At 55.0% G+C, this 9161-nt stretch carries 15 protein-coding genes; 13 read left to right on the top strand and 2 right to left on the bottom strand.

Annotated features, from left to right (window positions below; genetic code table 11):
- Window positions 1–271: 271 nt before the first annotated feature.
- Window positions 272–1984 carry an amidohydrolase gene (locus ACR0JW_RS18060; RefSeq protein WP_480714266.1) on the top strand — a complete coding sequence of 571 codons (1713 nt, stop codon included), beginning with the start codon at window positions 272–274 and terminating at the stop codon, window positions 1982–1984.
- A gap of 266 nt (window positions 1985–2250) precedes the next feature.
- Here the strand turns inward: ACR0JW_RS18060 and ACR0JW_RS18055 are convergent, their stop codons facing one another.
- A complete protein-coding gene (locus ACR0JW_RS18055) occupies window positions 2251–2742 on the bottom strand; it encodes a hypothetical protein (RefSeq protein WP_170678553.1) in 492 nt (163 codons plus the stop codon).
- Window positions 2743–3578: 836 nt separating this feature from the next.
- Here ACR0JW_RS18055 and rpmC point away from each other — a divergent pair.
- The 11 genes from rpmC to rpmD all read left to right on the top strand — a co-directional run bounded on the left by rpmC (window position 3579) and on the right by rpmD (window position 7866).
- Window positions 3579–3785, top strand: a complete 207-nt coding sequence (gene rpmC / locus ACR0JW_RS18050) for a 50S ribosomal protein L29 (protein ID WP_037311745.1) — start codon at window positions 3579–3581, stop codon at window positions 3783–3785.
- Between the two features lie 4 nt (window positions 3786–3789).
- On the top strand, window positions 3790–4020 hold the full coding sequence (gene rpsQ / locus ACR0JW_RS18045; protein ID WP_170613768.1) for a 30S ribosomal protein S17: 231 nt from the start codon (window positions 3790–3792) through the stop codon (window positions 4018–4020).
- Window positions 4021–4096: 76 nt separating this feature from the next.
- Window positions 4097–4465 carry a 50S ribosomal protein L14 gene (rplN, locus tag ACR0JW_RS18040; RefSeq protein ID WP_005621870.1) on the top strand — a complete coding sequence of 123 codons (369 nt, stop codon included), beginning with the start codon at window positions 4097–4099 and terminating at the stop codon, window positions 4463–4465.
- A gap of 2 nt (window positions 4466–4467) precedes the next feature.
- Complete coding sequence (gene rplX, locus ACR0JW_RS18035) at window positions 4468–4779, top strand: 50S ribosomal protein L24 (protein WP_039523375.1); 312 nt, start codon at window positions 4468–4470, stop codon at window positions 4777–4779.
- The gene (gene rplE / locus ACR0JW_RS18030; protein WP_170613766.1) at window positions 4772–5332 is read left to right on the top strand and encodes a 50S ribosomal protein L5; all 561 of its coding nucleotides are present in this window, start codon (window positions 4772–4774) and stop codon (window positions 5330–5332) included. Before rplX ends, rplE begins: the two co-directional genes overlap by 8 nt.
- Before the next feature lie 19 nt (window positions 5333–5351).
- On the top strand, window positions 5352–5657 hold the full coding sequence (gene rpsN / locus ACR0JW_RS18025) for a 30S ribosomal protein S14 (protein WP_068340744.1): 306 nt from the start codon (window positions 5352–5354) through the stop codon (window positions 5655–5657).
- A 13-nt stretch (window positions 5658–5670) separates the two neighbouring features.
- Window positions 5671–6063 (top strand): 30S ribosomal protein S8, encoded by a 393-nt coding sequence (gene rpsH, locus ACR0JW_RS18020; protein WP_155148687.1) that lies wholly within the window; start codon window positions 5671–5673, stop codon window positions 6061–6063.
- An 11-nt stretch (window positions 6064–6074) separates the two neighbouring features.
- Entirely contained in the window at window positions 6075–6608 is a 534-nt protein-coding gene (rplF, locus tag ACR0JW_RS18015; protein ID WP_170467582.1) for a 50S ribosomal protein L6, read from the top strand.
- An 11-nt stretch (window positions 6609–6619) separates the two neighbouring features.
- The gene (gene rplR / locus ACR0JW_RS18010) at window positions 6620–6979 is read left to right on the top strand and encodes a 50S ribosomal protein L18 (RefSeq protein WP_010437103.1); all 360 of its coding nucleotides are present in this window, start codon (window positions 6620–6622) and stop codon (window positions 6977–6979) included.
- A 116-nt stretch (window positions 6980–7095) separates the two neighbouring features.
- Window positions 7096–7665 carry a 30S ribosomal protein S5 gene (gene rpsE, locus ACR0JW_RS18005; protein WP_155148691.1) on the top strand — a complete coding sequence of 190 codons (570 nt, stop codon included), beginning with the start codon at window positions 7096–7098 and terminating at the stop codon, window positions 7663–7665.
- Between the two features lie 12 nt (window positions 7666–7677).
- A complete protein-coding gene (gene rpmD, locus ACR0JW_RS18000; protein WP_170613764.1) occupies window positions 7678–7866 on the top strand; it encodes a 50S ribosomal protein L30 in 189 nt (62 codons plus the stop codon).
- A 111-nt stretch (window positions 7867–7977) separates the two neighbouring features.
- Here the strand turns inward: rpmD and ACR0JW_RS17995 are convergent, their stop codons facing one another.
- Window positions 7978–8634, bottom strand: coding sequence for a class I SAM-dependent methyltransferase (locus ACR0JW_RS17995; RefSeq protein WP_170678551.1), 657 nt, complete (start codon window positions 8632–8634; stop codon window positions 7978–7980).
- Window positions 8635–8886: 252 nt separating this feature from the next.
- On the opposite strand from ACR0JW_RS17995, the gene ACR0JW_RS17990 reads away from it, so the two are divergent.
- Window positions 8887–9102: a DUF1127 domain-containing protein gene (locus tag ACR0JW_RS17990; protein WP_170678549.1), complete on the top strand. Its 216-nt coding sequence runs from the start codon at window positions 8887–8889 to the stop codon at window positions 9100–9102.
- Window positions 9103–9161 lie beyond the last annotated feature (59 nt).

Genomic DNA, 9161 nt, shown 5'->3' with positions numbered 1-9161 from the left:
CGGCGCCGGCGTTGTGTCGAAAATCATCGAGTAATTCGCATCTGCGAAAAGCTACGGAAAGGGCGTCCCACGGGACGCCCTTTTTTTGTTTTTGCTAAGCCTTCTGTAATGCTAACTTCTTTCGTATTGAGACATTGCAATTAGAAAGAGTCATAAGATGCATTTTTCGGCGCGTTCATTTTGTCTTGTCGCAGCAGTTGTTTTCTCATCTACCTCAGCGTCTTCACAACAGATTGCGGATAAGATCTATCTCGGAGGGCCCATCGTAACGATGAACGATACGGCTCCGTCCGCCCAAGCTGTCGCAGTTAAAGACGGGCGCATTCTTGCCGTTGGGTCGCTGTCTGACTTGTCGGCGCATCAGGGTGAAGAAACCGAAACCTATGATCTGGAAGGGCGCGCGATGCTTCCAGGTTTCGTCGACAGCCACGGGCATGTCGTTTTGGGGGGTGTGCAGGCTTTGTCCGCCAACCTTCTTGCGCCACCGGACGGGGAAGTCACTGATATCGCCAGTCTGCAATCCACACTGACCGACTGGGCCGAGGAGAATGCGCAGGCTGTTGAAAAGGTCAAAATGATCATCGGCTTTGGTTACGACAATGCGCAACTAAAGGAACTGCGCCACCCTACGCGGCAGGAGTTGGACATGGTGTCCGAGGACCTGCCAGTCGTCATTATTCATCAGTCCGGGCACCTGGGGGTGGCAAACTCGAAAGCCCTGGAGTTGGCAGGCATCACAGCCGCCTCAGAGGCTCCTCCGGGTGGGGTCATTCAACGCGATGAGGCCGGGGAACCAAATGGTGTTCTGGAAGAATACGCGTTCTTTTCGGTTCTGGTGCCGATTTTGGGGAATCTGGGCGAGGAAGGTCTGGCGGCTTTTGCCCGAGCCGGAACCAAACTTTGGGCAAAGTTTGGATACACGACCGGGCAAGAAGGCCGGTCATCGGGTGAAATAGTCGAAGCTCTCAAGAAAGTTGCCGCAGAAGAAGGGCTTCCTATCGACGTTGTCGCGTTTCCAGATGTTCTTGAGTCGAGGGAGTATATTGGCGCAAACACCTCGGCAGATTATAACAACCGGGTTCGGGTAGGTGGCTGCAAGCTGACAATTGACGGATCGCCGCAGGGCTTCACGGCTTTGCGGGACCGACCCTATTACGATCCGGTTGGCAACTATGCAGCTGGGTATGTAGGATACGCCGCCATCACGATGGAGCAACTCCAGGATGCCGTGAACTGGTGTTTCGAGAACGGTTTCCAGATCTTCGTGCATTCCAACGGTGAAGGGGCATCTGACATGCTGATTGCGGCCCTCGAAGAGGCGCAAATCAAGTATGGGAATCCGGGCAACCGCCCTGTTCTGGTTCACGGTCAGTTTCTGCGAGAGGACCAGGTTGCCAGCATAAAACGGTTAGGAGTGTTCCCGACGCTTTTCCCTATGCACACATTCTACTGGGGTGATTGGCACCGGGAACACACAGTCGGTCCAGTGAATGCCGACAATATCTCTCCAACAGGGTGGCTGCATGAGCGGGACATGATGTTCGGCACGCATCACGATGCCCCGGTCGCCTTTCCGAACAGTATGCGTGTCCTTGCGGCGACGGTTACACGTCGAACACGGTCTGGTGACATTCTTGGGCCGCACCAGAGGGTTGATGTGATGACTGCGTTGAAAGCCATGACAATTTGGCCCGCCTGGCAACATTTCGAAGAAGATCAGAAGGGCTCAATCGAAGTTGAAAAAGTCGCCGATTTCGTCATTTTGTCCGACGATCCAACTGCTGTTGATCCCGAGAAGCTGGCCGAACTTGAAGTACTTGTGACCATAAAGGGGGACGAGGTTGTCTATGAGGCCGAAGACGGTATCAGGGAAGGCAATCTGCAATTCTCGCCGTTTTCCAATGATCCCGTAATCGCGCACCTTTTTTTGCATGCGGTTTATCAAGGCATGAAGCTCGAAACCCCATGGCTTGTGCGGAACTAACATAAGTTTTTCGCGAGAAACTGAGGCTTTGAGCTGATCGCGCCGATCGCGATGGAAAACGGTCTGCGTTTCGCCATCAGTTAAGGCTGCCGCCGCATCGGCGCTGGCATAGTGTCGAAGATCATCGAATAATTCGCGCAAGCGAAAAATCGAACGGAAAGGGCGTCCTTCGGGACGCCCTTTTTTGCTTTGTGCCCGCCCGAGATTATTCGTCGAAAAATCTCGTGTTGCGGAAGCATTTGTGATCAGTGGCGATCTCAAAGAAGCTATTTTGTGGTGAGGCGCGCGCGAAATCTGGGGAAACCGATACAGTTACCGTTCACGGAACCGGAATGATACGCACCGTTTTTGAACTTCAGGTTGAATTTCATGACGCTGCCCGAAGAGCAACTGCCCTGTTTTGCAATTGTCGCGTCGAACTGAAGCCGGTCATCGGTCGCCTTTCGAACCACGATGCCCTCGGGTGTTATGCCATGCGCGGACAGGACCTGCGGCGTGTTGTTTTTCACTGCGACGTCCATTTGCCATGGACGGCTGGAATTGATGGTCAGGGTCCATTTGCCATCGGGGGCGGCAGAAACGACCGTCGCGGAGATCACCATGGCGATGGTGGCTATTAATGAATGTTTTGATTTCATAGTGACCTCGTTAATCAAGAGGAAATCTGGATTCGCACTAGGACCTACAATAAAACAAAAATCTAAGTAATGCGCAGTGTCGGATAGTGCGCGGGCCGCGCTATAGCGCTTGGCACCCATACAACTCCGGCCCTCCGCCTCCTGAAGACGAAGCGCCGATGGTGGCGACCAATGTGCTCGTTCCTACGCCAAACTCCTGGGTGGAATTCGAGCGTATCTTGAATTCTGAAGAAGAAATTCCCGCGTGGTAAATACGGAACCTACGTGGTTTCTGAGAACTGTTTCGAACGGTGTATACATTCCCTTGTCCGCGTGCAGCATCGACCGGGCCGTAGGAGGTGATCTGCATTTTCGAGCAATCACCTACTGTCGAGTCCAATTGACTGCTGCACGACAAACGGCGCTTTCTGCGTTCAGCGTCCAATATAGGAACCACTTCTCGAATCTTTACCGAGTAAGCGTATCGTCCACACAGGTCGCTGTCAGACAGTTGGGCAACGTCTTGCTTTGTCAGTTGAGCTGTGGGTACGCCGCAACCAGAAACCAGAACAAACGTAGAAAGAACAAGGAATTTACCAAGCGATGTTTGGCGGAACTTACTCGATGCCATGAATACACACCTTAAAACACAAACACATGAATAATGGAGTTCGAACTATAGGTAAGATGGCGTTTCAGGTCAATTTTGCGCGCCTAGGGCGTTCGGGCAGGACTGTGATGGTGGAGAGATTCAATCGCCTTGAATCTTGGCCTTTGCGAAATTCGTATCGGCAACTATTGTTCGCTAAATGCCCCGCCAAACTTTCCCTTGCCACCCACCCCTCAAACCCTTATACGGCGGCATCCTGCAAGTCCCCCGGCTGAGTCGGGGGATTCGCATGTCTGTAATTCATCCACCAGGTCCAAGGTGACCCGTTTACGGGGCCTTCTGGTGTTTTGAGCAAAGGAAAAAGGCGATGAACGCCCAAGAACTGCGTGACAAGACCCCGGACCAGCTCCGCGAGGAACTGGCCAACCTGAAGAAAGAAAGCTTTAATCTGCGCTTTCAACAGGCAACCGGTCAGTTGGAAAGCACAGCCGGCATCAAAGCGGCCCGCCGCAACGCTGCCCGCGTCAAAACCATTCTGAACGAAAAGGCCGCTGCCGCGGCATCCGAGGAGTAATCAGATGCCCAAGCGTATCCTGCAAGGCACCGTGACCAGCGACGCCAACGAACAGACCGTAACCGTATCTGTCGAGCGTCGCTTCAAGCATCCGCTGCTGCACAAAACCGTCCGTAAGTCCAAGAAGTACCGGGCTCATGACGAAAAGAACGCCTTCAAGGTCGGCGATACAGTCCGCATCATCGAATGCGCGCCGAAATCGAAGACGAAACGTTGGGAAGTTCTGGAAGCGTAAGCTTCCGGGATTTTTCCATTTGTCGAAACCCTGGGGGATTTAACAAGACCAGCCCCCACAGGTCGGGAGAAACCACATGATCCAGATGCAGACCAATCTGGATGTCGCTGACAACTCCGGCGCACGCCGAGTTCAGTGCATCAAGGTCCTGGGTGGTTCCAAGCGTAAATACGCCTCCGTCGGCGACATCATTGTCGTCTCGGTGAAGGAAGCCATCCCGCGCGGCCGCGTAAAGAAAGGTGACGTCCGCAAGGCCGTCGTCGTACGAACCGCCAAGGAAGTCCGTCGCGAAGACGGTACCGCGATCCGCTTTGATCGCAACGCCGCCGTCATCCTGAACAACAACAACGAGCCCGTAGGTACCCGTATTTTTGGCCCGGTTGTTCGTGAACTGCGCGCGAAGAACTTCATGAAAATCATCTCGCTCGCTCCGGAGGTGCTGTAATCATGGCTGCCAAACTCCGCAAAGGCGACAAGGTCGTCGTGCTGGCCGGCAAGGACAAGGGCAAAGAGGGAACCATTTCCTCGGTTGACCCCAAAGCCGGCAAAGCAGTTGTAGATGGCATCAACATCGCCATCCGCCACACCCGCCAGTCGCAAACCTCGCAAGGTGGTCGTCTGCCCCAGGCAAACCCGATCGACCTGTCGAACCTGGCTCTGCTGGACAAGAACGGTAAAGCAACCCGCGTTGGCTTCCGCATGGAAGGTGACAAGAAGGTCCGCTTCGCCAAGACCACGGGAGACGTGATCGATGCTTGATTCCGCAAAATACACCCCGCGTCTGAAAGCTCAGTACGCTGAAACCATCCGTGCCGCTCTGAAGGAAGAGTTCGGCTACAAGAACGACATGCAGCTGCCCAAGCTGGAAAAGATCGTTCTGAACATCGGTTGTGGTGCTGAGGCCGTCAAAGACTCGAAGAAAGCGAAAGCTGCTGTCGAGGATCTGACTGCAATTGCTGGTCAACAGGCCGTTGCAACCAAGGCGAAGAAGTCGATCGCGGGTTTCCGCGTCCGTGAAGACATGCCGCTGGGCGCGAAAGTGACCCTGCGCGGTGATCGGATGTACGAATTCCTGGATCGTCTGATCACCATCGCGATGCCTCGCGTTCGTGACTTCCGCGGTGTTAAGCCTTCTTTCGACGGTCGTGGCAACTTTGCCATGGGCATGAAAGAGCACATCGTGTTCCCGGAAATCGACTTCGACAAGGTCGACGAGGTCTGGGGCCTGGATATCGTAATTGCCACCACAGCGAAAACCGACGCTGAAGCGAAGAGCCTGTTGAAAGCATTCAACATGCCGTTCAACGCGTAAGCGCCGGGAGGATTGAGACATGGCTAAAAAAGCAATGATCGAACGCGAGAAAAAGCGCGAACGCCTGGTGGCCAAATATGCCGCAAAGCGTGCCGAGCTGAAAGAAATCGCGAATGACGAGAGCCGCCCAATGGAAGAGCGTTTCAAAGCGCGTCTGAAACTGGCGAAACTGCCGCGCAACAGCTCGGCGACCCGTCTGCACAACCGCTGTCAGCTGACCGGCCGTCCCCACGCTTACTACCGTAAGCTGAAGGTCAGCCGTATCGCGCTGCGCGAGCTGGGTTCTGCTGGTCAGATCCCCGGCATGGTGAAATCGAGCTGGTAAGGGAGACATAGATATGAATGATCCTATCGGCGATATGCTCACCCGTATCCGCAACGCGCAAATGCGCGGCAAGTCCACCGTTTCCACCCCGGCTTCCAAGCTGCGCGGTTGGGTTCTGGACGTGCTGGCGGACGAAGGTTACATCCGTGGCTACGAAAACACGACCGGTGAAAACGGTCACCCGGCCATCGAAATCAGCCTGAAGTACTACGAAGGCACCCCTGTCATTCGCGAACTGAAGCGGGTCTCGAAGCCCGGTCGCCGCGTATACATGGGCGTCAATGACATCCCGCAGGTCCGTCAGGGTCTGGGCGTGTCGATTGTCAGCACTCCGAAAGGTGTGATGTCGGACGCAAACGCTCGCTCCAACAATGTTGGTGGCGAAGTGCTCTGCACCGTCTTCTAAGGAGGTCTGCAATGTCTCGTATTGGTAAAAAGCCGGTCGAGCTGCCCAGCGGCGTTACCGCCTCTGTGTCTGGCCAGACCATCGAAGTGAAAGGTCCGAAAGGCACCCGCAGCTTCACCGCCACCGACGACGTGACGCTGTCGGTTGAAGACAACGTGGTCAAGATCGACCCCCGTGGCATGTCCAAGCGTGCCCGTCAGCAGTGGGGCATGAGCCGCACCATGGTTGCCAACCTGGTAACCGGTGTGACGACTGGCTTCAAAAAAGAGCTGGAGATCCAGGGTGTTGGTTACCGGGCTCAGATGCAGGGCAACACCCTGAAGCTGAACCTGGGCTACAGCCACGATGTTGATTTCACTGCTCCGGAAGGTGTCACCATCACCGCGCCGAAGCAGACCGAGATCGTTGTGGAAGGTATCGACCAGCAGCTGGTGGGCGAAACCGCGGCCAAAATCCGCGAGTGGCGCCGTCCCGAGCCGTACAAAGGCAAGGGCATCCGCTATAAGGGCGAGTTCATCTTCCGCAAGGAAGGCAAGAAGAAGTAAGGACGCAGACAATGGCAAACAGCAAAAGAACCCTGTTTCTGAAGCGCCGCCTGCGCGTTCGGAACAAACTTCGCAAGGTCAACGCGGGTCGTCCGCGTCTGTCCGTACACCGTTCGAACAAGAACATCAGCGTTCAGCTGATCGACGACGTACGTGGCGTGACCCTGGCCTCGGCCTCGACCCTGGAAAAAGACCTGGGTGTTGTTGGCAAGAACAACGTCGAAGCGGCCACCAAAGTGGGCGCGGCCATCGCCGAGCGTGCCAAGAAGGCAGGCGTCGAAGAGGCCTATTTCGATCGTGGTGGCTTCCTGTTCCACGGCAAGGTGAAGGCAGTTGCCGACGCCGCGCGTGAAGGTGGTCTGAAGATCTAAGACTTGCGGGCGGGTTTCGATCCGCCCCGATGATCCGGGGGCCTCGGCAACAGTCGGGGCTCACTTGGATTGAAGAAGACGGCGCCGTATGCGCCACATGAGAAAAGGGATGCCAAATGGCAGAACGTGAAAACCGTCGGGGCCGTGGCCGCGACCGTGAAGAAGCACCGGAATTTGCAGATCGCCTGGTCGCAATCAACCGCGTGTCGAAAACCGTAAAAGGTGGTAAGCGCTTTGGCTTCGCCGCTCTGGTGGTTGTCGGCGATCAGAAAGGCCGCGTCGGCTTTGGCAAAGGTAAAGCGAAAGAAGTACCTGAAGCCATCCGCAAGGCGACTGAACAAGCCAAGCGTCAGATGATCCGCGTGCAACTGCGCGAAGGTCGTACCCTGCACCACGACATCGAAGGTCGTCACGGCGCCGGTAAAGTGGTTATGCGTACCGCACCTGAAGGTACTGGTATCATCGCCGGTGGTCCGATGCGTGCCGTGTTCGAAATGCTGGGCGTTAAGGACGTTGTTTCCAAGTCGTTGGGCTCGCAGAACCCGTACAACATGATCCGCGCCACCATCAACGGCCTGCAGAAAGAGCAGAGCCCGCGTTCGGTTGCCGCACGTCGTGGCAAAAAGGTTGCCGACATCCTGCCCAAGCGGGACGAAGCACCGGCTGCTGCTGAAGCAGAAGCGTAAGGAGAGCGAACCATGGCAAAAACCATCGTCGTCAAACAGGTCGGTTCCCCGATCCGCCGCCCCGCTGAACAGCGCGCGACCCTGATCGGTCTGGGCCTGAACAAGATGCACAAGACCCGTGAACTGGAAGATACCCCTTCGGTTCGCGGCATGATCCGCAAGATCCCGCATCTGGTAGAGATCGTCGAAGAGCGCGGCTAAGCGCGAAACCTTCGAATGAATTGAAACGCCCCTGACTTCGGTTTTGGGGCGTTTTTTATTGCGCTTTTGGTTTGTGGTTACTTCCGCAAAGAGACCTGAATCAGGCTCGCGCTACATAGACTGCGTAATGACCGCTTGCCGTCTGCCTTGCGGACGGCGTTCAAAGACGACCACGCTGTCGTAGAAAGTTATACTGTCTGTAGTCCTGGTTATGTTGGTCACCACAAAATCCTCTCGGACATGTTGAGCGTTCAATTCGTCAATTTTCGTTTTGGCAAACTCAATAAATGTGCCCTCGCGCCGAAGTCCCCCACCAAACTTGGGCCAGTAAGAGGTGTGCATGTCCTCCACCAAATAGACACCATTGGAGGAAACACGCTCGTACAACGTGTCAAACGTCTTGATGACGTGAGAGTTCACGTGACTTCCGTCGTCTATGACGATGTCAAAGCCCTCATATTGGTCAGCAACTTCAGCCAGGAAACTCTCGTCGTCCTGGCTGCCGATATGTACATTGATGTTTTCACCGGTGTGTTTTTCGCATTCGGGATTAATGTCTATCCCGACAATTTTCGAATTCCTGTGAAAATACTCACGCCACATACGCAGCGAGCCGCCTCCGTGAACCCCAATTTCCAGAATCTTAATAGGTCGATCCCGAAACCGGTCGAAATGGCGCTCGTAAATGTCAAAATAGTGCAGCCACTTGTGCAGGCGCTGTTCACCGTTGTTCAAAAAGTGCCGGTGTAGCAATCCCTTGCTGTTCATTCCGTCAAATTCCTTGATTAGAGTTTGCTGGACTTTGCCATTCGCGGGGCTGATTATCTACAGCAAATACTTTGAACTTTGAGACCTAGCGCCTCATACTTTGTGACTGTGGGGGTTATTCCAAAAACGCATACCGGCTAGACCGAAACTTGCGTTGTTAGCGTTATCCTCTGCGCCTATCTGAGCCTTGTCCCAAAAGGAACAAGACAAGCAACTCCGGGGAATGCGCCCCGGTCAGAAAGGAACTCAGAAATGGCACATACCGCAACACTGACACATAACGGTTTCAACTTCTCCACCCGCTTCGCAAACTTCGTTGAACGCGTGAAGGCAGCCCGCGCGCAGGCGGCCGAATACAACCGGACCTATGCCGAACTTCAGCGCCTGACCAACCGTGAGCTGGACGATATCGGCATTCGCCGTTGCGACATTGCGGACATCGCGCGCAAGCACGCCTACTGCGTGTAAGACCACGCACCACCCGATCCAGAGGCGCCGCTATGGCGCCTCTTTTGTTTTGGGAGCCA

This window comes from Ruegeria sp. BG6 (genome assembly GCF_056538465.1).
Note: the sequence above shows the minus strand (reverse complement) of the source record. Positions and strands in the feature narration are given on the sequence as shown.

What these genes read in the sequence shown, in the direction of transcription:
- ACR0JW_RS18060 (WP_480714266.1), top strand. Translation starts at nt 272, where the DNA reads ATGAACGATACGGCTCCGTCCGCCCAAGCTGTCGCAGTTAAAGACGGG.
- ACR0JW_RS18055 (WP_170678553.1), bottom strand. Translation starts at nt 2,742, where the DNA reads ATGGGTGCCAAGCGCTATAGCGCGGCCCGCGCACTATCCGACACTGCG.
- rpmC (WP_037311745.1), top strand. Translation starts at nt 3,579, where the DNA reads ATGAACGCCCAAGAACTGCGTGACAAGACCCCGGACCAGCTCCGCGAG.
- rpsQ (WP_170613768.1), top strand. Translation starts at nt 3,790, where the DNA reads ATGCCCAAGCGTATCCTGCAAGGCACCGTGACCAGCGACGCCAACGAA.
- rplN (WP_005621870.1), top strand. Translation starts at nt 4,097, where the DNA reads ATGATCCAGATGCAGACCAATCTGGATGTCGCTGACAACTCCGGCGCA.
- rplX (WP_039523375.1), top strand. Translation starts at nt 4,468, where the DNA reads ATGGCTGCCAAACTCCGCAAAGGCGACAAGGTCGTCGTGCTGGCCGGC.
- rplE (WP_170613766.1), top strand. Translation starts at nt 4,772, where the DNA reads ATGCTTGATTCCGCAAAATACACCCCGCGTCTGAAAGCTCAGTACGCT.
- rpsN (WP_068340744.1), top strand. Translation starts at nt 5,352, where the DNA reads ATGGCTAAAAAAGCAATGATCGAACGCGAGAAAAAGCGCGAACGCCTG.
- rpsH (WP_155148687.1), top strand. Translation starts at nt 5,671, where the DNA reads ATGAATGATCCTATCGGCGATATGCTCACCCGTATCCGCAACGCGCAA.
- rplF (WP_170467582.1), top strand. Translation starts at nt 6,075, where the DNA reads ATGTCTCGTATTGGTAAAAAGCCGGTCGAGCTGCCCAGCGGCGTTACC.
- rplR (WP_010437103.1), top strand. Translation starts at nt 6,620, where the DNA reads ATGGCAAACAGCAAAAGAACCCTGTTTCTGAAGCGCCGCCTGCGCGTT.
- rpsE (WP_155148691.1), top strand. Translation starts at nt 7,096, where the DNA reads ATGGCAGAACGTGAAAACCGTCGGGGCCGTGGCCGCGACCGTGAAGAA.
- rpmD (WP_170613764.1), top strand. Translation starts at nt 7,678, where the DNA reads ATGGCAAAAACCATCGTCGTCAAACAGGTCGGTTCCCCGATCCGCCGC.
- ACR0JW_RS17995 (WP_170678551.1), bottom strand. Translation starts at nt 8,634, where the DNA reads ATGAACAGCAAGGGATTGCTACACCGGCACTTTTTGAACAACGGTGAA.
- ACR0JW_RS17990 (WP_170678549.1), top strand. Translation starts at nt 8,887, where the DNA reads ATGGCACATACCGCAACACTGACACATAACGGTTTCAACTTCTCCACC.